The 23,307-nt window shown below is 57.6% G+C and carries 24 protein-coding genes and 2 pseudogenes; 14 read left to right on the forward strand and 12 right to left on the reverse strand.

The annotated features are described in order from the left end of the window. Positions 1-313: 313 nt before the first annotated feature. Complete coding sequence (gene tnpC, locus HK44_RS22325) at positions 314-1,858, reverse strand: IS66 family transposase (RefSeq protein WP_024265128.1); 1,545 nt, start codon at positions 1,856-1,858, stop codon at positions 314-316. A gap of 17 nt (positions 1,859-1,875) precedes the next feature. After that, the gene (tnpB, locus tag HK44_RS22330; RefSeq protein ID WP_019691742.1) at positions 1,876-2,235 is read right to left on the reverse strand and encodes an IS66 family insertion sequence element accessory protein TnpB; all 360 of its coding nucleotides are present in this window, start codon (positions 2,233-2,235) and stop codon (positions 1,876-1,878) included. Between the two features lie 60 nt (positions 2,236-2,295). On the opposite strand from tnpB, the gene HK44_RS22335 reads away from it, so the two are divergent. Further along, entirely contained in the window at positions 2,296-2,727 is a 432-nt protein-coding gene (locus HK44_RS22335; protein ID WP_019691741.1) for a LysR substrate-binding domain-containing protein, read from the forward strand. A 148-nt stretch (positions 2,728-2,875) separates the two neighbouring features. Here the strand turns inward: HK44_RS22335 and HK44_RS22340 are convergent, their stop codons facing one another. Then, a complete protein-coding gene (locus tag HK44_RS22340) occupies positions 2,876-3,760 on the reverse strand; it encodes an amino acid metabolite efflux pump (protein WP_019691740.1) in 885 nt (294 codons plus the stop codon). Between the two features lie 119 nt (positions 3,761-3,879). Here HK44_RS22340 and HK44_RS22345 point away from each other — a divergent pair, with 119 nt between their 5' ends. Then, a complete protein-coding gene (locus tag HK44_RS22345) occupies positions 3,880-4,674 on the forward strand; it encodes an AraC family transcriptional regulator (protein ID WP_019691739.1) in 795 nt (264 codons plus the stop codon). Positions 4,675-4,748: 74 nt separating this feature from the next. Next, on the forward strand, positions 4,749-5,603 hold the full coding sequence (locus HK44_RS22350) for a DUF1460 domain-containing protein (protein WP_019691738.1): 855 nt from the start codon (positions 4,749-4,751) through the stop codon (positions 5,601-5,603). Positions 5,604-5,662: 59 nt separating this feature from the next. Here HK44_RS22350 and HK44_RS29935 read toward each other — a convergent pair. Together HK44_RS29935 and HK44_RS22355 are read right to left on the reverse strand one after the other, a co-directional pair. Next, positions 5,663-5,805, reverse strand: a pseudogene (locus tag HK44_RS29935) (thiolase domain-containing protein); the annotation flags it as partial. A 239-nt stretch (positions 5,806-6,044) separates the two neighbouring features. Continuing rightward, positions 6,045-6,482 carry a YciI family protein gene (locus tag HK44_RS22355; RefSeq protein ID WP_019691737.1) on the reverse strand — a complete coding sequence of 146 codons (438 nt, stop codon included), beginning with the start codon at positions 6,480-6,482 and terminating at the stop codon, positions 6,045-6,047. Between the two features lie 248 nt (positions 6,483-6,730). Here HK44_RS22355 and HK44_RS22360 point away from each other — a divergent pair, with 248 nt between their 5' ends. From HK44_RS22360 to HK44_RS22375, 4 genes are all read left to right on the forward strand, one after another. After that, a complete protein-coding gene (locus tag HK44_RS22360) occupies positions 6,731-7,024 on the forward strand; it encodes a DUF6124 family protein (RefSeq protein WP_019691736.1) in 294 nt (97 codons plus the stop codon). 35 nt (positions 7,025-7,059) lie between these two features. Further along, complete coding sequence (locus HK44_RS22365) at positions 7,060-7,317, forward strand: hypothetical protein (protein ID WP_019691735.1); 258 nt, start codon at positions 7,060-7,062, stop codon at positions 7,315-7,317. 338 nt (positions 7,318-7,655) lie between these two features. Further along, the gene (locus HK44_RS22370; RefSeq protein WP_019691733.1) at positions 7,656-8,348 is read left to right on the forward strand and encodes a helix-turn-helix domain-containing protein; all 693 of its coding nucleotides are present in this window, start codon (positions 7,656-7,658) and stop codon (positions 8,346-8,348) included. Further along, the gene (locus HK44_RS22375; protein ID WP_019691732.1) at positions 8,345-8,752 is read left to right on the forward strand and encodes a hypothetical protein; all 408 of its coding nucleotides are present in this window, start codon (positions 8,345-8,347) and stop codon (positions 8,750-8,752) included. Before HK44_RS22370 ends, HK44_RS22375 begins: the two co-directional genes overlap by 4 nt. A 24-nt stretch (positions 8,753-8,776) precedes the next feature. Here the strand turns inward: HK44_RS22375 and HK44_RS22380 are convergent, their stop codons facing one another. Next, positions 8,777-9,703 (reverse strand): YeeE/YedE thiosulfate transporter family protein, encoded by a 927-nt coding sequence (locus HK44_RS22380; protein ID WP_019691731.1) that lies wholly within the window; start codon positions 9,701-9,703, stop codon positions 8,777-8,779. A 230-nt stretch (positions 9,704-9,933) separates the two neighbouring features. Between HK44_RS22380 and HK44_RS22385 the strand changes: the two genes are divergently transcribed. Continuing rightward, a complete protein-coding gene (locus tag HK44_RS22385) occupies positions 9,934-11,343 on the forward strand; it encodes a DUF2252 domain-containing protein (RefSeq protein WP_019691730.1) in 1,410 nt (469 codons plus the stop codon). Between the two features lie 167 nt (positions 11,344-11,510). Further along, complete coding sequence (locus tag HK44_RS22390; RefSeq protein ID WP_019691729.1) at positions 11,511-12,965, forward strand: ArnT family glycosyltransferase; 1,455 nt, start codon at positions 11,511-11,513, stop codon at positions 12,963-12,965. A gap of 112 nt (positions 12,966-13,077) precedes the next feature. Here the strand turns inward: HK44_RS22390 and HK44_RS22395 are convergent, their stop codons facing one another. Then, on the reverse strand, positions 13,078-13,752 hold the full coding sequence (locus HK44_RS22395) for a phosphoglycerate kinase (protein WP_024265129.1): 675 nt from the start codon (positions 13,750-13,752) through the stop codon (positions 13,078-13,080). Between the two features lie 393 nt (positions 13,753-14,145). Here HK44_RS22395 and HK44_RS30690 point away from each other — a divergent pair. The 3 genes and pseudogenes from HK44_RS30690 to HK44_RS22405 form a co-directional block, all read left to right on the forward strand. Then, positions 14,146-15,024, forward strand: a pseudogene (locus tag HK44_RS30690) (methyl-accepting chemotaxis protein); the annotation flags it as partial. A gap of 201 nt (positions 15,025-15,225) precedes the next feature. Next, the gene (locus HK44_RS30695; protein WP_431357347.1) at positions 15,226-15,930 is read left to right on the forward strand and encodes a methyl-accepting chemotaxis protein; all 705 of its coding nucleotides are present in this window, start codon (positions 15,226-15,228) and stop codon (positions 15,928-15,930) included. A gap of 257 nt (positions 15,931-16,187) precedes the next feature. Continuing rightward, positions 16,188-16,571: a Tc toxin subunit A gene (locus HK44_RS22405; RefSeq protein ID WP_080690671.1), complete on the forward strand. Its 384-nt coding sequence runs from the start codon at positions 16,188-16,190 to the stop codon at positions 16,569-16,571. Here HK44_RS22405 and HK44_RS22410 read toward each other — a convergent pair. Both HK44_RS22410 and HK44_RS22415 read right to left on the reverse strand, forming a co-directional pair. Continuing rightward, a complete protein-coding gene (locus tag HK44_RS22410) occupies positions 16,522-17,433 on the reverse strand; it encodes a LysR family transcriptional regulator (RefSeq protein ID WP_019691726.1) in 912 nt (303 codons plus the stop codon). The genes HK44_RS22405 and HK44_RS22410 overlap by 50 nt on opposite strands. 89 nt (positions 17,434-17,522) lie before the next feature. Further along, positions 17,523-18,113: an NAD(P)H-dependent oxidoreductase gene (locus HK44_RS22415; RefSeq protein WP_019691725.1), complete on the reverse strand. Its 591-nt coding sequence runs from the start codon at positions 18,111-18,113 to the stop codon at positions 17,523-17,525. Between the two features lie 204 nt (positions 18,114-18,317). Between HK44_RS22415 and HK44_RS22420 the strand changes: the two genes are divergently transcribed. Further along, positions 18,318-18,632 carry a putative quinol monooxygenase gene (locus tag HK44_RS22420; RefSeq protein ID WP_019691724.1) on the forward strand — a complete coding sequence of 105 codons (315 nt, stop codon included), beginning with the start codon at positions 18,318-18,320 and terminating at the stop codon, positions 18,630-18,632. Here HK44_RS22420 and HK44_RS22425 read toward each other — a convergent pair. Further along, positions 18,622-19,386, reverse strand: a complete 765-nt coding sequence (locus HK44_RS22425; RefSeq protein ID WP_019691723.1) for a sulfite exporter TauE/SafE family protein — start codon at positions 19,384-19,386, stop codon at positions 18,622-18,624. The genes HK44_RS22420 and HK44_RS22425 overlap by 11 nt on opposite strands. An 88-nt stretch (positions 19,387-19,474) precedes the next feature. On the opposite strand from HK44_RS22425, the gene HK44_RS22430 reads away from it, so the two are divergent. Further along, positions 19,475-20,368 carry a LysR substrate-binding domain-containing protein gene (locus HK44_RS22430; RefSeq protein ID WP_019691722.1) on the forward strand — a complete coding sequence of 298 codons (894 nt, stop codon included), beginning with the start codon at positions 19,475-19,477 and terminating at the stop codon, positions 20,366-20,368. On the opposite strand, the gene HK44_RS22435 is transcribed toward HK44_RS22430, so the two are convergent. Together HK44_RS22435 and kynU are read right to left on the reverse strand one after the other, a co-directional pair. Then, entirely contained in the window at positions 20,365-21,786 is a 1,422-nt protein-coding gene (locus tag HK44_RS22435; RefSeq protein ID WP_019691721.1) for an amino acid permease, read from the reverse strand. The genes HK44_RS22430 and HK44_RS22435 overlap by 4 nt on opposite strands. 206 nt (positions 21,787-21,992) lie before the next feature. Further along, on the reverse strand, positions 21,993-23,243 hold the full coding sequence (gene kynU / locus HK44_RS22440) for a kynureninase (RefSeq protein WP_019691720.1): 1,251 nt from the start codon (positions 23,241-23,243) through the stop codon (positions 21,993-21,995). Positions 23,244-23,307 lie beyond the last annotated feature (64 nt).

The raw sequence follows: 23,307 nt of genomic DNA on the forward strand, positions 1-23,307 counted from the left end.
GCACCACAGGAGGCATGCTCAGCTTGCCCGGTTTCGAGTAAACAGAGATTGCTTTTGGCCGTCCTCGGAAAGATACGGATACGAAGCATATTGCTCAATCCAGCTCCTCGCGGTATTCCAGTTGGTATTCCAAAGAAATTTACAAACTCACATTAGTCAATTAAATCAAATATCTAAGAAACCAATTCAGATTACCCCGGCCCACCAAATAAGCGTTACAAATCAGGCACTTAGCGATTATCGCAAGTGCCTTTTTTGTGTCTGAATGGTATCCGATCCATGAACTACACCTACCGCCAGAAGCGCTTCGTGTTTACCGTGACACTTCAGGCAAGCAGTTCCATGGCATCATCGCTTCGTAGTCTTCAATCGACTGAGCATGCGGCAAGCGCTCTAGTACGTGGCGCAGCCACGTATAGGGTTCCTGGCCGTTGGCTTTGGCGGTTTCGACCAGGCTGTATATGTGCGCACTGGCAGTGGCGCCCTTGGGCGTGTCGCTGAACAGCCAGGCCTTGCGCCCGATCACAAACGGTTTAATTGCACGCTCTGCCGGGTTGTTGTCGATCGGTAAAAAACCGGCCTCCACGTAGCGCTCCAGTCGGCTCCAGTTGTTGGCCAGATAATTCACAGCCTTGCCCAGTACGCTTTGCGGTGTCACCTGCGGCTGCGTTTTTTCCAGCCAGCCTTTCAACTGGACCAGGATCGGCAGGCTCTTTTCCTGACGGACGATAAATCGCTGCTCATCGCTGACGTCCTTGAGTTCACGCTCGAAACCATACAGCTTGTTGATCATTGTCAGCGCGATATCGGCACGTCCCGTCTTACCCTTGGGCTGCACTTTCTGAGCATCGACGAACTTGCGTCGCGCATGGGCCATGCACGCCAGACGCTCCACGCCCGGTTGCAGCGCCAACGTGTTATAGCCGGCGTAATCATCGGTCATGACGTAGCCACGATAATTTTCCAGCAGACGCAGCGGCACGTCCTGCGCACGGCTGGATGTGTAGTCGAATAGCACGACTTTGCGATCCGGCGGCCCACTGGCCTGCACCCACATCCAGGATTGGCTGGTCGGGTCTCGATCAGGCTCTTTGAGTACCTGGACGCGGGTTTCATCACAGTGGATGACCGGGCTTTCCAGCAACCGATCACGCATCAGATTCAGCAGCGGCTGCAAATGCTCACCGCATTGGATGACCCAGCGGGCGAGGGTCTGACGCGGAATATCGATACCGTGTCGGCTCAACACCGTCTCGAAACGATGCAGCGGCAGGCCGTCGACGTACTTGGTGGTTAACAACATGGCTAACACGCTGGGGCTGGCCATGCTCTTTTCGATCAATTGAGCCGGCTTGTCAGCAGTGACCGGAGCCGTTTCACAACCACGGCAACCGTAGACTTTGCGGATGTGTTTGATCACCCGGATCTGCATCGGCACGATGTCCAGCTGCTCGCTGGTTTCTTCACTAATCACATGCTTGAGGCAACCGCAGGCACAGGTCAGTTCGTGTTCAAGCAGTTCGTGGATGACTTCGATACGCGGCAGGTCAGCCGACAACGGTTTGCGTTTGCCACGGCGGATGGTCGGTGCAACGACTTCTTCTTCGGTATCGACGATGAGAGGTATCGGCTCGCTTTCTGGCTCGTTGAACAAAGCCAGTTGCGGCGTGTTGGGCTCCACCGTCTGTTCGGATTTACGTCCGAACAGACGGTCGCGCAGCAACTTGATCTGTTCTTTCAGATCGACGATGTGGGACTGGTAGGACTGAGCCACTTCCTCTTGACGGCTGAAGGCTTCAAGCAGCATTTGCTTGAGCAAAACAGGATCGTCTGGAAGATCGTCGGGCATGAAAGTCATGCCTGGATTATACCGGGTCAGGCCACGAAACGTGGAGTCAGAACTTGATGAGGGCGGTTACGCCAGAGATCAAAACCATCAAGCAGCCAGTTCAACTCCTGGACGCTCAACATAATGGCTTCGTCGGTAGCCTCGGGCGATGTTTTGAACCGTTCAGACTCGAGACGTTTGAGCCAAAGGCAGAAGCCGTTGCGCTCCCAGTAGAGGATTTTCACTCGGTTACGGTGGCGATTCAGAAAAACAAAAAGGACAGGATCGAATACGGCGACTTTGATATCCAGCTCGACCAGGGCGGCCAGGCCGTCGATGGATTTTCGGAAGTCCACGGGCTTGGGGTAGAGGTACACCTTTTCGACTTTGGCGTCGGGTCGCATCATGGCGGGCGGGCTCCTGAGAAATTCGAGAGCACAGCATCGGGGATCAGAGGACGGCTTTGAATGTGGGGTTCGTGGAGCGGTTACTCTGAATGGGTGGTTTTGGCTCGGTTATGCCAGCTTAATGACAGCCTCTATGCCAGCCCAGCGTTTGCGTTGAGGCCCTCACCGACCTGGACATTCATTGGCTTTGAGGAGGCGCTCCATCAAATTCCCCAACAGCGCTGGATACAACGCTTTGCAGATGGGCGCCCCTTCGTGCTTCAAAGTAGCGATGTCGCAACGCAGCTAGCTGCCGCACGAGCAGGCATCGGCGTGGCGATACTTCCCTGTTTTCTCGCTGATCGAGACACGGCGCTGGCCAGGATTGAGCTTGATGACGAACCGATAGCGCGGGATATCTGGATGTCTGTTCATGCTGACGTACGGCGCTCCCCCGCTGTTCGCGTCACCATGGATCATCTGATTGATCTACTGGGCCATGAACTGGGGTAGGTGCTGGAGCGCGGCTAACTCAGATTCGTAGCGGCACGTTTTCGTTAAGTGCGATTGTGTCGAGACACCTGACCTAGCGAAATGGGAGCCCTGAAACGGTGTTCTATCTTTCATGGCGCTCGTTCAAACATCGCCAGCTCCCCCGCCCCTATTCACCAGCCTGTGCAATCCGCACCCGCTCGCGCCCCTTCACCAACCCCACCGCAAGCGCCGACAGAATCAACGCAATCGAAACTCCTTCATTGAAATCGACCTGATGCCCGAGCATCAGCATCGAGCCTGCGACGCCAAATACCGGTATCAGTAAAGACAGCGGTGCCACCCTGGAAACCGGGTACTCTCGCAGCAGTAGATTCCAGCCCCAATAACAGAAGTGTGTCGCCGCGTAGACCTGAAACAACAACGAGAATACCGACACCCACTCAAGGTGCATGACCAAGAAGGTAAACGGAGCGGAGCCGTGTGCCAGCCAGGTGATCATCAGTAATGGAATCGGCGGGAACAGGCTGGCCCACACCACAAAGGCAAACATCTCCCGGACCTTTGACTGCTTGATGATGATGTTGCCGACACTCCAACTAAATGCACTCACCAGCAACAAGCCATAACCCACTGTCGTTGCATGGCCAGGGCTGCTGAAAATAATGCTGATCAAGCCCAGCGCTGCGAGCCCCACCCCAAGAGTCTGTCCAAGGTTCAATCGCTCGCGAAACAGCAACACACCCCAACCCAAGGTAAAAAATGCACTGAACTGAATCAACAGGGCTGCGGTCCCTGGTGGCACACCCAGTTCGATGCCCAGGTTGATCAACGCCCACATCGCGACTCCGAAAATCAATCCATAGGCGGCCAACCAACCTATGGCGATTGGTGGGCGCCGGACAAAAAACACCCACGGCAACGCCGCCAGCGTAAAGCGAAGAGCCGTCAGCAGTAGCGGATCAATAGCGGCCAGCCCCAGTTTGCTGATGGGAAAGTTCAGGCCCCAGACAGCCGTCACCAACACGGCCAGGGTCAGGTGTTTTTTCTGCATGAGGTTCTATTTCCAGAATGCCGGGCCAGTGGCTGTCTGCCCCAACCACGGCGCCACTATGCGCAATAATCGCAATGGCTCGCTTGCACTATAAGGTCATAAATCATTAAATCCGGGCCATGCGCGAAACTGAAATAGATCCCTACGAAAACACTCCCCGCGATGCAGTAGTCACGGCCAATAACTATCTGGATGGCCAACACTTTGCGCTGCATACGCACCGACGTGGTCAGTTCGCCTACGCCGCCTGTGGAGTCATCACGGTATTCACTCGCCAGGGCAACTGGGTCGTGCCCCCACAAAGAGCTATCTGGGTACCGGCGGGCGTCCCCCATGAGATGAGCATGAGCGGACCGGTGACCATGCTTAATACCTACATCCGTAACCGCGCCGCCGCTCGGCTCAGTCTGCCTGCTCACTGCCAGGTCTTCGGCGTCTCGGCATTGCTCAAACAACTGCTGATCCGGTCCATGGACGTTCCGGCACTGTATGCCAAGGAGCATCTGGACGGACATTTGATGACCTTGCTGCTCCACGAAATAGCCGGCATGTCGCCCTTATCTCTCAATGCACCGCTGCCGAGCGAACCAAGGCTGGTGCATGTCTGTCGAAAGCTGCTGGAGCAACCGTCGCTGGAGACCGGAATTGATGATATGACCCGGCAGGTCGGGATGAGCCGCCGCACATTTACCCGGCTGTTTCGCCAACAAACCGGTATCAGCTTTGTCGAATGGCGTCAGCAGGCATGCCTGTTGGCGGCCGTGGTGCGCTTGGGTAATGGGGAGGCGATTACGCGGGTGGCGACCGATCTGGGCTATAGCAGTCCGAGTGCCTTCACCAGTGTATTCCGTCGAGTACTGGGCGAAGTACCTAGTCGGTATTTTCCAAAAAATGCTTTGATCTTCCCCCGGTAGTCTCAAAATCCCCACAGGCCTATCAATAAACATTACCATTTACGACGTAATCATCGAAAACGATGGGAAATCGAATGCGCAGGTCTGCTGTATTTCTTTTGGCATCCATGCTGACAGCGTGCGGGACGGGGCTGCCTGCCGAAAGTAGAACAGAAGTGGGGAACGGACCATCCGCGAATGAGCCCATCCCACTGGAAATGGACGGTTATACCGCCAGCAAACTGGATGCCCTGCTCAAAGAACGCTCAGCGATCAACCCCGATGACATAGGGCAGATGAACAATCTGATTTCACGGGAGTTTTTGGGACGGCCCTATTCCGCGAACAGGTTGCAGGGCTCTGCTACCACGCCGGAAGAATTGGTCGTCGACTTCAGGGGCCTGGACTGTTTCACCTATCTGGATTACGTCGAAGCGCTGAGAAAGTCCAACAATGAAGCGGACTTCTTCAAAAACCTCATTCAGACGCGTTATGTGAACGGCAATCTCGATTACCTGCATCGCCGGCACTTCTTCACAGACTGGTCGCAGGCCGAGCAAAAGCTGGCCGACGACGTCACCGCTCAAATCAGCCCTCATGCGGTAACCGTGGTTAAGCGCCTCAACCGAAAAGCCGATGGCAGCGCCTACTTGCCGGGCGTACCCATGACCGAGCGCACGATTACCTATATCCCCAGCGCGTTTGTTAACGATCATGTGATCAGCCGTTTGCAGACTGGCGATTACGTTGGCATCTACACCCAACTCGCCGGCCTGGACGTTACCCATACCGGGTTCTTTATCAACAAGGACGAAGGGCCCGTGCTGCGTAATGCCTCTTCGAAGAAAAAGAACCGGGAAGTCGTAGACTCTCCCTTCAAGGACTACATAGCGAAGACGCCAGGGATCGTGGTGTTGCGGGCACGGCAATCTGTGCCTGAGAACCAATGAATTCCGATTCGTCCGTCTCGTGCGAACCCTCTACATCCTCAAACATCAACAAAGCCCGTCGCGTCGATTTCTGCGGCATCGATAGCGGCGTCGGCCAGGGCTTCACGGGTAACCTGAACGATCAGGTCTTCCAGCGTGGAACCGTCCGACAGCCAAAACGGGAGTGAGCGGCAGCGACGATGGATACGGAATCATGCGGCACGGTGATTTTCTTCTGTGCTTGGATCAGGCACTTCTTACAATGACTTACCGCCCGGATCGCTCGCTAGTTCATGCAACTACGTGCATGGATAAGTAACCGTGCTGGCCCATGGTGTCGTCTGTGCCGGATTTAAATCGAGGCAGCACAGGCCTTAGCGTTGACTTCCGCACAACCTGATCGGGGGCACGGGAAAAAGTATCCGATTCACTTCTCGATCCTTTCCCCGCCCCCTTTGCGTTTCAGCACTTCTTCGCCTGATCTTTCGCCTGCGCCCACACACGCTCTTCCTGCTCGCGCAGCTCCGGTGTGAACTCTGCACCGAAATCTTCCGCCTCAAACACCTGGCGAATCTCGATCTCGGCCTCCGTGCCTGGCATTGGGTTGGGGCAGCGTTTGACCCAGTCGATGGCTTCCTGCTTCGACTTCACCTGCCACAGCCAGTAACCGGCGATCAGTTCCTTGGTTTCGGCGAACGGGCCATCGATCACTGTGCGTTTCTCGCCCGAGAAGCGCACGCGGGTGCCTTTGCTGCTGGGGTGCAGGCCTTCGCCGCCGAGGAGGATGCCGGCCTTGACCAGTTCTTCGTTGTAGTTGCCCATCGCGGTCAACAATTCCTGGCTGGGCATCACGCCGGCTTCGGAATCCTGACTGGCTTTTATAATGATCATGAATCGCATCGTCTTATCTCCGTTGGATGTGAACTACTCACTACCTTGTCGAACGGTAGCGTCCCAAATCGACAGTCCTTCATTTTTTTATTGCCGCGCACCCAACGATCCTAGGACATTTCCCGCATACGGCGGCGGCATTGATGAACTGGAAAGTCTCTCGTCGTGAAGATACCTTTGAATCGTCGCTGCGAATGAGCGACCGGTTGTGACAGGCCGTAAAAGTGTAGGCCTCTCGAGACTACCGGAGTCCCACCATGAAAAAATTCACCCCCGAGCTATTCGAAAAAAACACCTATTCCGCTAGCCAGCTCTTCACCCTTCGTCCTGACATCGACACTGAAACCCTGCTGATCCACACCTCCGAAACCCTCGCCTCGCTCAACGTCATGACCACCGACCTGGCCTTCCAGATCGAAGACTCGCGTCGTAACGTGGCGTTGGCGATTCAGCAGTTGATCGTGCTGGGCGAACTGCTGGTGAACCGGGCGCTGGAGCATTTCGACACACCGGATGCATCGCACGAACCTCAACCGGCCGCTCACCACTGAGTGGTCACGTTCTGCTCTTGAATGGAGGTTCTGCCATGACTCGATACATTCCCATCACCGGCATCGACTGCACCGTCGCATCCCTGTTGATCGACACCGAAGCGCCACTCGACGTGCTGCATGAAACAGCCGCCTACCGTATCCGCGCCGCGACCCAGTTGCTGGAAAACGTCGCCACCGGCGAGGGGATTCACAGCGAACTGGCGCGCGCGTTGGTGGTTTCACTGCGCGATGGTTGCGATTTGCTGGACGTCGTTGGGCGACGATTGCAGGCGCAGGTTTTGTCGGCGTGAAGAAGAAAGGTGGCCCTCCCGGGCCACTTTTAAGTGACGGAGTTAACCTGTGTTCTGCTCACGATAAATCTCTGACTCAACGGAAGGTTTCACTTGATGTAACTTTCTGACGACCCAATCCGTGGATATCGCTTCGTAAATCTGCCTCAGCACCGTTCCTTCCGTGGTCAGGGTCAGACATTTCCCGCAAGCCGAAGCGTCGTGGGTGAACTTGTGCGGGATGAGCCGCAAACCTAATCTGGACAAACGATACAGACGGTTCGTCTCAAACCGATTAATCGTGATCGCCACTGCCACCAGACTCCACCTTCCGCACTACCCGCTGACAAGGAGGCCACATGCAACGCACTGCGCTACCCAGCCACCTTGTTGGCATTGGCTTGTACACCCCAGCAGAAGCCGCGCTTTACACCGGCATTCCGGCCGCCGACATCCGCCGCTGGTTGTTCGGGTATACCGCCCACGGCGCTCTGCATCCTGGCCTGTGGGCCCCCGAACTGGCTGATTTGGGCGAACCCATCCTGGGTTTTCACGACCTTCTCGAAATTCGCTTTGTTCACGCTTTCCGTAAGTACGGCGTTAGCTTGCAAGCTATTCGCAGCGCTTCGGTGCAAGCAAAAGCGATGTTTGATCAGGCCTACCCCTTTACCTGCAAACGATTCCAAACTGACGGACGGAGCATTTTCGCCACTGTTATGGATGAACTCGGCGATGACGCCTTGCTCGATCTGGTGAAAAGGCAATACGCCTTCAAACAGGTCATCACGCCATCGCTCTATGAAGGCATTGATTACACGGGCTCAGGTGCCGCTCAACGCTGGTACCCGATCAAACGCAGCAAGGCCATTGTTCTCGACCCCTCCAGAAACTTTGGAAAACCTGTGCTTTCCGTTACAGGGATCGACACAGCAACTGTTTTCAGTGCTTATCAAGCCGAAGGGAACGATGCTAAACGCGTTGCTCAACTTTACGAGATACCTGCCAGCGCAGTAGACGCGGCAGTTAATTTCGAGCTTAGGAATGCGGCTTGAACTTCCTGCTGGACAACAACCTCCCTCCCGCTCTGGCCCGTGCCCTTAACGAACTCTCCAAATCCGAAGGCCACACCGTGACGCCACTGCGGGACAAATTCCTGCAGAGTACGACTGATATAGCGTGGATTTCAGCGTTGAGTGAAGAAGGTGGATGGGCCGTTATCTCGCAGGACAAATTTACCAAAGGCGATATTGAGAAAAGAGCCTTTCGTGAATGCGGCCTTCCCATATTCTGCTTAGCCAGACATTGGGGGAATGAACCTTACTGGAGCAAAGCTCACAATCTGGTGCGGTGGTGGCCGGCAATCCTGATCCAGGCAGATCTGATAAGCAGAGGCGCGGCGTTCCGTGTGCCTTGGAAGTTCGCGACTCATGGAAAACTTGATCAGATAAAAAACTAAAGCCCGGCCCTACACCGGACTTTTTCATTTCAGAGCGGTCCTGCCCCCCCACCACCGCTTCACCCACAACGCCCCCACAATCCCCACGACAATCGAGGCCAATGGCAACGTTGAGGTCAAACTCAGCGTCGGGAATACCAGCAAAATCTGTGAGTCGTTGCCGCCGAGCATCATCGACGCGCCAATGCCCATCAGCACCCCGGCCAATAAATGCACGCATGCCTTTGACAGGTTGAACGGCTGGTAGCTGAAGGTCTTGCGGCGCAGGGTGAAGCTGAGCATGCCCACCAGCAACATCACGAACACCACGATGCGCTGGCCGGTGATGGTCGTTTGTTCGGGCATCCAGAACAGCTGCGACAGCTGGTAGAAGAACACGCTGGGCGTCCATTGCGGCTCGAAGGTGTACAGCGCGCTGGTCAGCGCCCCCAGCAACATGCTGGAGAACACCAGATGTTTGTCGCCGTGAACATAGGCCAGAAACAGCAACGCCATCAGCACCACACACAGGGTGAGCAGATAGTGACTGCTGGAGATTTCGGGCATCAGCAGGGTTCTGTGCTCGGGCAACATGTTGAGCCGATACCAAAGCACAATCCCCAGCACCCAGCCGACAATCGTAAAGGCTTTGTTGAGGTTGCCGCAGGTAAGCTTGGTCAGGGTGCCGACGCTGCAACCGTCGTTGAGCACCGAGGCGACGCCAAATAACAGCCCGCCACCAATCAGCAACGGATACCCGACTGCCGGCGTGAACAACGGCTGGCTGATGCCGAAATAGCGATAAAGCGGCGCCAGCAACAGGCCGAACAACCCACAGGAAACCAGTGCCACAAACAAGGTGGGCCGGCGTTTGAGCAGCAAAGCGCTGGCATTGACCAGGCACATGCCCATCCGCTGTGAAACCCAGCCGATCAGGAATGCCAGCAACCACGCGATCAGCAACGAAAGCACACGCCTCCTCACACCTTGGCAGGCCCATCAATGGGTTAAAGACTAGTCGGCTTTTCAGTGGACTCGCCAAGGCGCAACCACACTAATGTATCGACCCGTTGAGTGTGTTCAGCCAACGCAAAGACTGGCTAACAGCGGGATTCCTGCTAGCTTTCAAGCGAGTCCTACACTTCGCAAAGTGGCGCCTTTCGTGTCTGCGCCAGCCATTCAGCCCACCTCGAAGGGACCTCATGAACACCCTCAAAGACCGTCTGAAGCAGGGCAAGGATGCACGCAAGCAGTGCTCGCGCAATGACCAGGCGCTGCACGGGAAGACCGATCGCGACCCACTGCCCCTGATCAAAGCCTCCAGTGCGGGGCGAATCCGTTCGCTGAATGAATTGCGCTTCGGGCGCATGCTGGTTTCGCCGTTCGCCTTCTATCGTGGCAATGCCCTGCTCCATGCCCACGACCTGTCCGGTACACCGGACATGGGCCTGCACTCAACCATTTGCGGCGATTGTCACCTGATGAACTTCGGTGGTTTTGGCACGCCGGAGCGCAATCTGCTGTTCAGCGTCAACGACTTCGACGAAGTTCACCCAGGCCCTTGGGAATGGGACCTGAAACGGCTGGTGGCAAGTTTCCTGGTCGCCGTTCGAGACCTGCGCCACGGTGCGTCAGTGGAGGAAGACATCTGTCGCCGTGTGGTCGCAGCCTATCAACAGAGCATGGCCGAATGCGCCGAACAGAGTGCCCTGGAAATCTGGTACGACGCCCTCGGTTACAACGAATTGCTCAAACAGGAACCCTCCACCAGCACGCTGGAGCATGTGAAAAACGCTATCAACAAAGCCGAGCATCGCACCCACGCCGAACTGCTGCCCAAGATATGCGAGCGCGATAAGCACGACCGCTTGCTGATCCGTGATGATCCGCCACATATCTTCCATCTGCACAAAGACTCCACGCTGCTGGACGCCGATGATGACTGGATGCGCGTGAACGATTGGAGGCCACCGTACGACACCCTCATGCACGATTACCGAACCACGCTGATGGGCGATCGTCGCGATTTACTGGCGCGCTTCCAGGCCCAGGACCTGGCGTTTAAAGTCGTCGGGGTGGGCAGCGTCGGGACGCGCTGCCTGGTCGCTTTGCTGACAGACGATCAGGAGCGCCCGCTGTTTCTACAGATCAAGGAAGCACGCCGCTCGGTGCTCGCCGATTACGTCAAAGCCAAATCGCGGATACGCCATGACGGTCAGCGCGTGGTTGAAGGCCAGCGCCTGATGCAGTCGGCCAGCGATCTGTTTCTGGGTTGGACCACCAGCCCCAATGGCCAGCACTTCTACGTGCGCCAGCTACGGGACATGAAAATATCGGCGGAACTGGAAACCTTCGATGTCGAAACTTTTTCCGCGTATGGCCACATTTGTGGCAAAGCCCTCGCTCGCGCCCACGCCAAAGCTTGCGGTCAAGCTGCACAAATCAGCGGTTACATTGGCAAGAGCGACGTCATGGCGAATTCGCTGTTCAAATACGCCAAGGCCTACTCCGAGCAGAACGAGCGTGACTTCGAACGCTTTCAACGAGCTTGCCGCAAAGGCAAACTACAGGCCCGTTCGGAAACTGACTTTGCCGCCGATCATCTGCCCTAGGCGCGCACCTGAAAAAATGCAAAGGGTGACCAACCCGGTTCTACTGAGCTATAAACCGGTCGTTCTTACGCATAATGTTTTCGATTCACATTTTGTTAAGAAGTGGCCTCGTATACTTTCGAGTCCTGTTTTACTCTCGGCCCTCATCCTTCGGTAGCCTGATGCCTATGTCACGCCCTGCCCCACTGCTGTTTCTACTCACCTGTCTGCTGTTCTTCTTCGCCCTCGGCAATCACCAGTTGCAAGGTTCCACCGAAGCCCGGGTTGCCGGGATCGCCATGGAAATGCACCTGGATAACGATTGGGTGACGCCGCGCCTGTTTGGCCAGCCTTTTCTGGAGAAGCCGCCGCTGAGCCTTTGGCTTGATGCCGGGGCCATTCGTGCATTTGGTGGCACGCCATGGGCGGTGCGGCTGGCGTCGGCCTTCGCCGGGTTGTTCAGCGTCATGCTGCTGTACACCCTGCTGCGCCGGTTCGGCCGGCCAACGACCATCGCCCTTGTCGCCGGGATCATGCTGGCAACCATGGCCAGTTACTGGGGCAACGTTCGCGGTGTCGGTGAAGACGCGCTGCTGAGCCTCGGCGTAACCCTGGCGCTGCTTTCGTTCTATCAGGCCCATCGCCAACAAGCCGAACAGCGTGGAGCCCTGGGCAGCTGGCTGCTTTTCGCCGTCGGCATTGCCATCGCCACGTTGAGCAAAGGTGTGCTCGGTCTGGCGATGCCGGGCGTGGTGATCTTCTTCTATCTGCTGACCGAGAGCCTGATCGACAAACGTTTCAGCCTTCCTCGCTGGATAGGCCCGGCACTGGCGACCCTGCTCGGGCTGATCCCCTTGGTGATCTGGCTTTTCATGCTCTATCAGCGCGGCGGCTCGCAGGCACTGGCTGAGGTGTTGCTGACCAACAGCGTTGGTCGCTTCAGCGGCTCGTTCGTTCAAGCCGGTCACTATGAGCCGTTCTATTACTACCTGACCAAACTGCCGGAAGCCTTCCTGCCGTGGAACATCCTGGTGTATCTGGGGCTGTGGCATTTCCGTAAGAGCCTGGCGAACAATCGCTACCTGTTGTTCTTTACGCTGTGGCTGCTGGCACAGTTCTTGATGCTGACCCTGGCATCCAGCAAGCGCACGGTGTACCTGATGTCACTGACACCGGCCGCCGCGGTCATCGCGGCGGAATATGCCGCCGTGCTGTTCGAGCGCCTGCGTCAGCACACCGAAGCGTCGACCCTGCTGGGTAAAATCGCCCGCAATCGTCGTAGTATCGCGATCGGCATCATCAGTCTGTTCGTCGTCGCTTATCTGGCCGCAGCCCAATGGGCGTTCCCACGTGCTGACCGCAAAGAATCGTTCCTGCCATTGACCGATCAAATCCAGGCAATGCAGGCCAACGGCCAGGAAGTAGCGCTGTTCAAGGCGAACGAACGGACGGCCGGGGCGACTGTGTTCTACACCCATAGCCTGCTCAAGGACCTGGAGACCGACGCCGAGCTGACGGCGTTTCTCGCCGCCTCCCCAAACAATGTGGCGCTGCTTGCCGGTGATACAGAACCCACCGCACCATTGAAAATAGTGAAGCAAATACTGGTGGGCCGTCAGGTGTACTACTTCGTCACGCTCTAAGACGGCCAACAAAAAAACGGCACCTGATACAGGTGCCGTTTTTTATTGGCCGGGGAAAGTAGCGACGTTGAGCATCAGCCCAACACCTGTGCCTGGTTGTGTTTGGGGTGGCTTACTTGATATCGACGGATTGCCAGTCAGCGGCTTCGATCAGCCCAAGCAGTTTCGGCTGGGTTTGCGCGGTATCCAGCGTAAAAAACAGTGACGCTCCATACCCCGGGGTCGATGTTGGCAACTTCAGTTCTTTTTCCAGATCCACCATGCACTCGCTGTGGGTGACCAGCACCAGGTTACGGCCGGCGACCTTGTGCGCCAGTACGTCATGCAGCATCGTGCCTTTGCAGTTGAAGAGCCAATCCTGGGCACTGCCGAGTGTATTGAACATGTAGCGCGAGGTTTGCGCGGTCCGCGTCAACGGGCTGTTGTAGATGTCAGCGTTAGTCAGGCCCAGGTGTGCGAATTGCGAACCAATCCCGGTAGCTACCGCGCGCGCGCGTTCGGTAATGCCATCGGCACTGTCCAGACAAGGGGCGGTGGAGTGGTCGCATCGTTCAACATGACGGATCAGCACAATCGTATCGCCCTTGGCCCAACTAGCGGCCAGGGCCTTGTCCCCGGCAATGTTGCCATGGGCCAGGTCCGCCGGACCGACTGGGCGCAGTAGCCAGAAAGCCAACGCGATAACAAAGAGCGATGCCAGTAGGGCAAGGGCGATGTATTTGGCGCGAGTGAGCCCAGCCCTATTCAGTGAACGCTTGATACCCGCAAGACCCAATCTTGACTCCACCTTCACACCGCCTCAGACGCTCGAATGCTCAATTATTCAACCGACATTAGAAGTGGCCGCGTAACTGCCCAGTGAAATGAATGTGAAAAAATACTCAACCGACGAGCATGCTCCCGTACGTTCTCGTTACGAATAACGTTTCAGCTATCGCGCCTGCCGCCGATACATCCCCTACGAATACATTCTGCTGGGCTCCAAAAACAACAATCTTCCAGCCAACTGACGATAAGAAGCGCAACGTTCCTGGAGGAATTTTTGATGAATAGCTGGTTCGCCAACATCAGCGTCAACCTGAAGTTGAGCCTGGGTTTCGGCCTGGTGCTGGCCCTTACGTGCATTCTCGCCCTGACCGGCTGGACCAGCCTGGGTGGGTTGATCAACCGCAGCAACTGGATGAGCGATATCACTCAGCTCAACGCGGGCCTGACCAAACTGCGGGTTACCCGTTTGCAGTACATGCTGGCCAACGGCGACGAAACCGTGGCGCAGACCGTGCAAACGGCCCTCAACGGCTTCAAGGCCCAGCAGCAAAAACTGCTGTCGAGCCTCAAGAGCCCGGAAAACCTCAAACTGCTCAATGAACAGGGCACAGTCATCGATGCCTACCAGCAATCGCTGAACAAAATGCGCAGTGCCTATCGGACCGTGAGCAGTGTGCGTCAGGCCATGGACGAGAATGCCGAAGGCGCCAACACGCTGATCAATGACATCGACACCCGCGTGCGCCAGATGCCCTTGAGCGATCAACGTTTCGAGCAGTTCCAGGCCATTACCGAGGCCAAGGAACAGTTTCAGCTCGCCCGCTACGAAGTTCGCGGTTACATCGCTGATAGCAATCCGGCTACCGAGCAAAAAGCCGTCGCCCAGCTGGACGCGGCCATCGCCAGCCTGAAAACACTCAACACGCATTTCGCCGACACCCAGCAAGATGCATTGCGTCAGCTGCAAAACGCCGTGCTCAATTACCGCAACGCATTGCAGGCCTACAAAGCGGCCACCAACGACGCGGTGGTGGCTCGCCAGGAAATGACCGTCCAGGGCAATGAAATTGTTACGCACAGTGACTCGCTGTATCAGATCCAGCTGGATCGCCGTGACGCCGAAAGCGCCCGGGCACGCACCCTGCAACTGATCAGTACAGTGCTGGCGTTGCTGGTCGGCGTTCTCGCGGCCGTGATCATCACCCGACAGATCACCCGCCCGCTGCGCGAAACCCTGGCGGTGGTCGAGCGTATCGCCGGTGGCGACCTGACCCATGACGTCCATGTCACCCGTCGTGACGAACTTGGTGTGTTGCAGCAAGGCATTGCACGGATGGGCGTCACCCTGCGCGACCTGATCAGCGGTATCCGCGATGGCGTCACCCAGATCGCCAGCGCTGCCGAAGAGCTGTCAGCCGTGACTGAAGAAACCAGTGCCGGGGTCAACAGCCAGAAGATCGAAACCGATCAGGTCGCCACCGCCATGCATGAAATGACGGCCACCGTGCAGGAAGTCGCACGCAACGCCGAAGAGGCGTCGCAAGCGGCAGCAGCGGCTGACGGTGAAGCCCGCGAAGGCGATAAAGTGGTCAACGAAGCGATCGCCCAGATCGAACGCCTGGCCAGCGAAGTGGTGCGTTCCACCGAAGCCATGACGGTGCTGCAACAGGAAAGCGACAAGATCGGCAGTGTCATGGACGTGATCAAGGCCGTCGCCGAACAGACCAACTTGCTGGCGCTGAACGCCGCCATTGAAGCGGCACGCGCCGGTGAAGCCGGTCGTGGTTTTGCCGTGGTCGCTGACGAAGTGCGCGGCCTGGCCCAACGCACGCAGAAATCCACCCAAGAAATCGAAGGCCTGGTCGCCGGCCTGCAGAACGGCACTCAGCAAGTCGCCGCGGTGATGAACAACAGCCGCAACCTGACCGACAGTAGTGTCGAGCTGACCCGCAAGGCCGGTGTGTCACTGGAAAACATCACCCGCACGGTGTCGAACATCCAGTCGATGAACCAGCAGATCGCCGCCGCTGCCGAGCAGCAAAGCGCGGTGGCCGAAGAAATCAGCCGCAGTATCATCAACGTGCGCGACGTCTCCGAGCAGACGGCTGCCGCCAGTGATGAAACCGCCGCGTCCAGCGTTGAGCTGGCACGGCTGGGCAATCAGTTGCAGATGATGGTCAGCCACTTCCGCGTCTGACCTGTTAACCCTCGGTACTCACGGCCTGTAACGCGCCCACTCAGCCCCTCCCCTGCAACAGGCAGGGGGCTGAATACCAACGTTCCCTCAAGGAAAAATCCGAACAACGGACTGCATTTTCATACAACCCGATCCTTAGCCAACCTACCGCTATTGCTGACCCACTCCTGTACGTTTTCTTCTGCCCAAGAACATTCCGTTCGAACAGGAGAATGACAACACATGGACGTAAGTAACGACTCGCTACCAACACTGCGCTGAGCTATGCCCGACAGATCAGCCGTCTGTATCAGGAGCATCAGCTGTCATCCGGCGATGCCAGTCGACGTGCTCGGCGCAGTGTTGGTAGCGAGTCGACGTCAGGGCCCGCCACCTATCAAGCATTGTTCAACGAGAATTGGGAGCAGTTTTGCAAGGACGGTGATATCGCTGCAATCGACTCGCCAGTGGCCTATCTGCGGGGGCTGTATCTGTTTGCCGGACAACTGGAAAACTCATCCCCAGACACAGACAAAATCACCCTGGAGAAACGGCGCCTGAACCTCAAAGAACTGATACTGGATCACCAGCCGCTGATCAGGATGGCAAGGATCAGCCTTCGAACACCTCGTTTGCGTAACCGGCCAGCTTGCTCTGGATGAAGTCCAGAAAGCATTGAATGCGCAAGGCCAGTTGCGAGTTGCGGTAGTACACCGCGTTGATTGGCTGGCGATAGCCACTGTTGGCCTGCGCCAACAGCAACTTCAGCCGGCTGGCCTTGATGTCATCGATGGTCATGAAGTGCGACAGGCAGGCAATGCCCTGCCCTTGCAACGCCAGATGGCGCAGGGTTTCACCGCTGGAGGCGCTGATGCTCGGCTGAATCTGCCAGCGGTCACCGTGCACATGGCGCAGCGGCCAGTGGTTGAGGCTTTCGGTCTGGGTGAAGCCCAGCAGCGAGTGGCCGGCCAGTTCGGCAACCGTGGTTGGCGTGCCGTGTTTTTCCAGATACGCGGGGCTGGCGAGGATGTGCAGCGGGCTGCCCCCCAGCGAGCGCGCGTGCAGGGTCGAATCCGCCAACGGCCCGATGCGGATTGCGATATCGGTGCTTTGCTCCAGCAGGTCGATGATCAGGTCGTTGCTGTTGAGTTCCAGCTGGATGTCCGGGTACAGACGGCGGAACTCATCGATGTAGGGCACGATGGCATGCAGCATGAACGGCGACGCCGCGTTGATCCGCAGTCGCCCGGAAGGTGTTTTGTGGCGCGAGGACAGGCGCTCTTCGAGCTCGTCCATCTGGTCGAGAATCCGCTTGGCCTGTTCGAAGAAGTACTTGCCCTCTTCGGTCAGGTCCATGCGCCGCGTGGTGCGGTTGATCAACGTGGTGTCGAGCTTGGCCTCCAGACGCGACAGCGTGCGGCTGACCGCCGAAGGCGTTTGCCCGACCTGTTCGGCCGCCGCAGAAATCGAACCGCACTCGATTACGCAGACGAAAATCTGCAACTCATCGGATCTGGCTTTCACGTATATCCTTCCTATCGAATGCGCTTTCATTGTGGCGAGGGATTGAGCCGAGGTGTTCGATAGTAGCCGGATGCGAGGCATAACGCAGGTTACGCCGGCAAGTTGAACACTTGCTTGAGGTGCTGCTCGTAGCGCGCGACGTCGGCTTCAATGTTCGGCCGCTTCATCACGTCGACACACAGGAAGGTCGGCAAGCCGCTCATGCCGAGGAAGGTATTGGCCTTGTGGAACGGGAAATACACCGCGTCCACACCCTTGGCTTCGAAGAAGTCGGTCGGGTCGTCGAAAGCTTGCTGCGGTGCGTTCCAGGTCAGCGACAGCATGTACTGCTTGCCCTGTACCAGGCCGCCGCTGCCGTATTTCTGCGAAGCATCGGAACGGGTCCGGCCATCGCTGGCGTAGAGGCTGCCGTGGCCTTCGGTGAAGACTTCGTCGATGTACTTTTTCACGATCCACGGCGCCCCCATCCACCAACCCGGCATCTGGTAAATGATGACGTCGGCCCAGAGAAACTTGGCGACTTCTTCAGCGACGTCGTAGCCCTCGTCGATGTGGGTGACTTTTACGTCGACACCACCACGATCCAGCACGCTCAATGCAGCTTCATGCAGGGTGGCGTTATAGCGGCCGTCGGAGTGGGCGAATTTCTTGCCACCGTTGAGCAACAGAACTTTTTTCATGGGAAGCCTCGTCATCAGGGTCCGATCCGCCACGCCGTGGATAAGTCGCGGGATCGAGAAGTTTCAAATGTGATGGCGGCAGAGTATCGATGCCCCTTCCCATGAATAAGCCCGAAGCCGGCAAAATACATTTGACCAAAACGCACGAATCACCAGCTGATTGTTGCTATAGGATTTTCTCAACCCTGACTTGAGGAGTTCTGCATGAGCGAGCAACACGGTTTCATCCTGCACGCCAAAACCCGTCCGGAAAAAGCCGACGCCTTTGAAGCCCTGTTCCGCGCTTACGTCGAACCCAGTCGCGCCGAACCTGGCTGCATCGAGTACCACATGCTGCGCGACCAGCAAGACCCGACGCTGTTCATCTTCTACGAAATCTGGCAATCCCGGGCTCATCTGGACGTGCACTCGAACCTGCCGCACATGCAGCAGTTTTTCGAAAACCGCATGGATTACCTGGAACGCGATTTTGATATCCGTCGCATCGACATGCTAAGCCCGTCTTCAGCTAGCCGCTGATCAGCAGATGGCCGCCGAGTATTCCAAGGCCAACGAAGAACACCCGCTTGAACAGCACGGCGCTGATCCGTTCTCGCAACCATTGCCCCAGCAGCATGCCGAGCAGCGCCGGGACCAGCGCCAACAGTGAAGCACTCAATTCGCCGCCGCCCAGCGCCCCGCGCCACAACAAAGCGGCCGCGAGTGCCAGGGTCGATACGGTGAACGACAGGCCCAGCGCCTGCACCAGTTGATCCTTGTTCAATCCCAGCCCTTGCAGATACGGCACCGTCGGAATCACAAAGACCCCGGTGGCCGAGGTGATGATGCCGGTCAGCGCACCACTGAGCGGGCCGAGCCAGCGTTCGGTTTTGCTGCCGACCCGCAACGTGGGTAGAAACAATCCGCTCAAGGCATAGAGCAACAGCGCCGCCCCGAGCGCCCGAACTACCCACTGCCCGCCTTCGATTCCCAGCCACAACGTACCCGCACCAGTGCCGACGAATATTGCCAGCAGCATCGGCCACAGCCGTTTGACCAGTGGACGCAAGTGCCCGCCGAATGCCAGTTGCCAGACGTTGGTCAGGGTCGCCGGAATGATCAACAACGCCGCAGCCTGTGCCGGTGCCATAGCCATACCGAGCAAGCCCATGGCAACGGTCGGCAACCCAAGGCCGATCACGCCTTTGATCATCCCGGCCATCAGAAAGGTGACAATCACCAATAAAGACAAGGCCAGACCGAGGTTTTGATAGAACGCGAGAGGAGTATTCATGGCGTTATCCTGGGCCTTTCGAAGGTCCCTGAAAATCTGCCATATACTGAGCCTGCCTCTTGTTTTGACAGAGCCTTGGAAACTCCCCATGCATTTCGACCTGATCGACCTCAAGCTCTACCTGAACATCCTCGACGCCGGCAACATTACCGCCGGTGCCGCCAGCAGCCACCTCTCACTGGCGGCGGCGAGTGCGCGAATCCGGGCGATGGAAGCTTCGCTGGGCGCAGCATTTTTCGAGCGTGGGCGCCGAGGCATCAGCCCTACCCCGGCCGGCAAGGCGCTGGCCCAACATGCCCGGGTATTGCTGCGACAGGCCGAGCGCATGCAACAGGATCTGGCGGAATACGCCAAAGGCGTCAAAGGCCAGGTACGGTTGCTGTGCAACACCACCGCGATCACTGAATACCTGCCCGAGCTGCTGGCGGACTTTCTGTGCGAGCACCCCAACCTCGACATCGACCTGCAAGAACTGCCGAGCCTGCGCATCACCCATGCCTTGCGTCAGGGGGCGGCCGACCTCGGTATCGTTTCCGATGCGGTGGACACCCACGACCTCGATACCCAAGCATTCCGCGATGATCCGCTGGTGCTGATCATGCCGAGCGATCATCCGCTGGCCGAAGGGGAAGCACCGAATTTCAGCCAGACCTTGTCTCACGATTACGTCGGGCTGAGCGCCAACAGCGCGTTGGCGATCTATCTGGAAGAACAAGCGCTGCACGCCGGGTTGCGCATGCAGATCCGCATTCGCGCCGAGGGCTTCGACGGGGTGATTCGCATGGTCGCTCATGGCGCGGGATTGGCAATTGTGCCGTTGGCGGCGGTCGAGCGCTGGGCCGGCGGGCAAGCGTTCAAACGTCTCGCGCTGAACGAGCCATGGGCCCAGCGAAAACTGCTGCTGTGCGCACGTTCGTTTGACGGCCTGCCCCTTTACGCCAAAGCCCTGCTGGAGGCGTTGCAACCTCAGCAAGGCAGCTAGATCAGCCCTGGACTTTCGGCAACGGACTCAACGCCGCACTGGCCCTGGTTTTTCTGAAGAACACCCCCGTAGACCAACGACAGGATCAGCAGAAACGGCACACCAAACACCAAGGTCATCTTGAACGCCTCGGTGAAGTACGTCGTGATCATCACCGCGCCCATCAGTACCAGCCCCAACAGCGTGGTGTAAGGAAACAGACGCATGCGGAACGACAGTTTCCGCTCGCCGTGACGCTCGTGGTAGCGACGGAAACAGTAGTGCGTGAGGAAGATCATGAACCAGGTGAAGATCGCGCCGAACATGGAAATCGCCATCATCAAGGTGAAGGAGCTTTCCGGGTACATCACGTTCAGCAGCGTCGCCAGTGCAATGCCCGAGCTCGACAGCAGCAAGGCGTTGAGCGGGATTCCGCTCTTGCTCAACGCGCCCATCGCCTTGGGGGCGTAACCGCCACGGGACAGGCTGAACATCATCCGCGTGGTGATGTAGAGCTGACTGTTCATCGCCGACAATGCGGCAATCAGAATCACGAAATTCATCACCCCGGTGGCGCCGGGAATGCCGATGGTTTGCATGACCGTGACGAACGGACTCTGCGCTACACCCGCCTGAACCCACGGCACGATCGCCAACATCAGGGCCAGGGTCAGCAGGTAAAACACCACCAGCCGCACGATGGTCGAGCGAAAGGCTTTCTTCACCGCCCGCTCCGGATCCTCGGCTTCACCGGCGGCCACCGCGATCATTTCCACGCTCAGGTAGCCGAAGATCGACACGATCACCGCCACCCACATCCCTTGCAGACCATTGGGGAAAAACCCGCCATGGCTGGTGTAGTGATGCACGCCGTAATCCGGATTTCCGGAACCGAACACCACATACACCGCGAGGATGATGAAGCCGACAATCGCGCCGATCTTGATGGTCGAGAACCAGTATTCGAACGTGCCGAAGGTCTTCACGCTGATGGCGTTGAGCACGATCAGAATACTCGAGAACGAGACGATCCAGATCCACTCGGGCACGTTAACGAACCAGTACTTCATGTACATCGCCACCGCCGTCACCTCGGTGCCAACCGCCAATACAATCGCCGCCCAATAGGCGTAGCGCACCAGGAACCCGGCCAGCGGGCTGATGTAGAACTCGGCATACGCGCCGAACGAACCCGAGGTCGAGTGGGCCACGGTCATTTCCGCCAGACAGCCCATCAACAGCAGCGTGATGACCGCGCCAATCGCATAGCTGAGCAGCACGCTCGGCCCGGCATAGCCGATGGCGTAAGCGCTGCCCATGAACAGGCCGGTGCCTATCGCACCGCCAATCGCGATCATGCTCATCTGCCCCGAGGTGAGTTGGCGCTTGAGGCCATGCTCACGGTTGGAGATGGTTTCAAAACCGAGGGTGTCGGTCATTTCTCTGTCCTCTGAATATTGTCTTTTTTGAAGAGAGCACATCGTTTGGATAAACCGGGTCACACGGTCGAACTAACCCCTGTGGCGAGGGAGCTTGCTCCCGCTTGAGTGCGCAGCACTCACAAAATCGGTACTCACTACGAAGATTTTTGGGCCGCTACGCAGCCCAGCGGGAGCAAGCTCCCTCGCCACGGACAGTGCTGGACTCAGGTGACGCTGTGGCGTACCTGGAACTGCGCTTGAGCCCAGGTCTTCTGATCGAGAATCTCGCCAAGGATCTGCACCGCATCGAAGACTTCGGTGAAGCTGGTGTACAGCGGCGTGAAACCAAAGCGCATGATCCGCGGCTCGCGGTAATCACCGATCACGCCCCGGGCGATCAAGGCCTGAATCACCGCGTAGCCTTGCGGGTGTTCGAAGCTGACATGACTGCCACGCCTGGAGTGTTCACGCGGGGTGATCAGTTTCAGATCGTGAGCGGCGCAGCGCTGCTCCACCAGCTGGATAAACCGGTCGGTCAGCGCCAGGGATTTGCGGCGCAGGCTGGGCATGTCGGTCTGGGCAAAAATCTCCAGGCCACATTCGACCATGGCCAACGAGGTGATCGGTTGAGTGCCGCACAAGTAACGCGCAATGCCGCTGCTCGGCTCGTAGCCTGAGGCCATGTCGAACTGTCGGGAATGGCCAAACCAGCCGGACAACGGCTGCGTGACCAGATCGCACAACTGCGGCGAAACCCAGACAAACGCTTGCGAACCGGGGCCGCCATTGAGGTACTTGTAGGTGCAACCGATGGCGTAGTCCGCCCCCGCCTGACGCAAGTCGACCGGAACCGCACCGGCGGAATGCGCCAGGTCCCAGATCGCCAGCGCGCCACATTCGTGGATCAGCGCAGTCATGGCCTGCATATCATGCATGTAGCCGGTCTTGTAGTTGACGTGGGTGAGCATGACCACCGCGGTGTCCTGATCAATCGCCTGCGCCAGTTCTTCCGGGCTGTCGACCAGACGCAAGCTATAGCCCTGCTGGAGCAAGTCCATCAGCCCTTCGGCGATGTACAAATCTGTCGGAAAGTTGCTGGACTCACTGACAAACACCCGCCGCGTCGGCGCCCGCATCGCCTGAACACGAAGGGCCGCGCCGAGGACCTTGAACAGGTTGATCGAGGTGGTGTCGGTGACCACCACTTCGCCTTCACCGGCGCCAATCAGCCCGGCCAGCCGATTGCCCAGACGCTCCGGCAGATCGCGCCAGCCGGCACTGTTCCAGCTGCGGATCAAGCCATTGCCCCACTCCTCGGCGATGACCGCCTGAGCACGCTCAAGCGCCGCAATCGGACGCGCGCCAAGAGAATTACCATCGAGGTAAATCACCCCTTCAGGGAGTGCAAACTGGTGACGCAGATGAGCCAAGGGGTCTTGCGCATCGAGCGCCAGGCAATCGTTTCTTGTGGTCATTTCAGGTCCTGTTTTTTTATGACATGCCGCCGTGTTTTGGGCATTTTTTGCGTCAGCACGATGA

The organism is Pseudomonas fluorescens HK44, from assembly GCF_000217955.3.
GTDB lineage: Bacteria > Pseudomonadota > Gammaproteobacteria > Pseudomonadales > Pseudomonadaceae > Aquipseudomonas > Aquipseudomonas fluorescens_AQ.

What these genes read in the sequence shown, in the direction of transcription:
- tnpC (WP_024265128.1), bottom strand. Translation starts at nt 1,858, where the DNA reads ATGACTTTCATGCCCGACGATCTTCCAGACGATCCTGTTTTGCTCAAG.
- tnpB (WP_019691742.1), bottom strand. Translation starts at nt 2,235, where the DNA reads ATGATGCGACCCGACGCCAAAGTCGAAAAGGTGTACCTCTACCCCAAG.
- HK44_RS22335 (WP_019691741.1), top strand. Translation starts at nt 2,296, where the DNA reads ATGTGGGGTTCGTGGAGCGGTTACTCTGAATGGGTGGTTTTGGCTCGG.
- HK44_RS22340 (WP_019691740.1), bottom strand. Translation starts at nt 3,760, where the DNA reads ATGCAGAAAAAACACCTGACCCTGGCCGTGTTGGTGACGGCTGTCTGG.
- HK44_RS22345 (WP_019691739.1), top strand. Translation starts at nt 3,880, where the DNA reads ATGCGCGAAACTGAAATAGATCCCTACGAAAACACTCCCCGCGATGCA.
- HK44_RS22350 (WP_019691738.1), top strand. Translation starts at nt 4,749, where the DNA reads ATGCGCAGGTCTGCTGTATTTCTTTTGGCATCCATGCTGACAGCGTGC.
- HK44_RS22355 (WP_019691737.1), bottom strand. Translation starts at nt 6,482, where the DNA reads ATGCGATTCATGATCATTATAAAAGCCAGTCAGGATTCCGAAGCCGGC.
- HK44_RS22360 (WP_019691736.1), top strand. Translation starts at nt 6,731, where the DNA reads ATGAAAAAATTCACCCCCGAGCTATTCGAAAAAAACACCTATTCCGCT.
- HK44_RS22365 (WP_019691735.1), top strand. Translation starts at nt 7,060, where the DNA reads ATGACTCGATACATTCCCATCACCGGCATCGACTGCACCGTCGCATCC.
- HK44_RS22370 (WP_019691733.1), top strand. Translation starts at nt 7,656, where the DNA reads ATGCAACGCACTGCGCTACCCAGCCACCTTGTTGGCATTGGCTTGTAC.
- HK44_RS22385 (WP_019691730.1), top strand. Translation starts at nt 9,934, where the DNA reads ATGAACACCCTCAAAGACCGTCTGAAGCAGGGCAAGGATGCACGCAAG.
- HK44_RS22390 (WP_019691729.1), top strand. Translation starts at nt 11,511, where the DNA reads ATGTCACGCCCTGCCCCACTGCTGTTTCTACTCACCTGTCTGCTGTTC.
- HK44_RS30695 (WP_431357347.1), top strand. Translation starts at nt 15,226, where the DNA reads ATGACGGCCACCGTGCAGGAAGTCGCACGCAACGCCGAAGAGGCGTCG.
- HK44_RS22415 (WP_019691725.1), bottom strand. Translation starts at nt 18,113, where the DNA reads ATGAAAAAAGTTCTGTTGCTCAACGGTGGCAAGAAATTCGCCCACTCC.
- HK44_RS22420 (WP_019691724.1), top strand. Translation starts at nt 18,318, where the DNA reads ATGAGCGAGCAACACGGTTTCATCCTGCACGCCAAAACCCGTCCGGAA.
- HK44_RS22425 (WP_019691723.1), bottom strand. Translation starts at nt 19,386, where the DNA reads ATGAATACTCCTCTCGCGTTCTATCAAAACCTCGGTCTGGCCTTGTCT.
- HK44_RS22430 (WP_019691722.1), top strand. Translation starts at nt 19,475, where the DNA reads ATGCATTTCGACCTGATCGACCTCAAGCTCTACCTGAACATCCTCGAC.
- HK44_RS22435 (WP_019691721.1), bottom strand. Translation starts at nt 21,786, where the DNA reads ATGACCGACACCCTCGGTTTTGAAACCATCTCCAACCGTGAGCATGGC.
- kynU (WP_019691720.1), bottom strand. Translation starts at nt 23,243, where the DNA reads ATGACCACAAGAAACGATTGCCTGGCGCTCGATGCGCAAGACCCCTTG.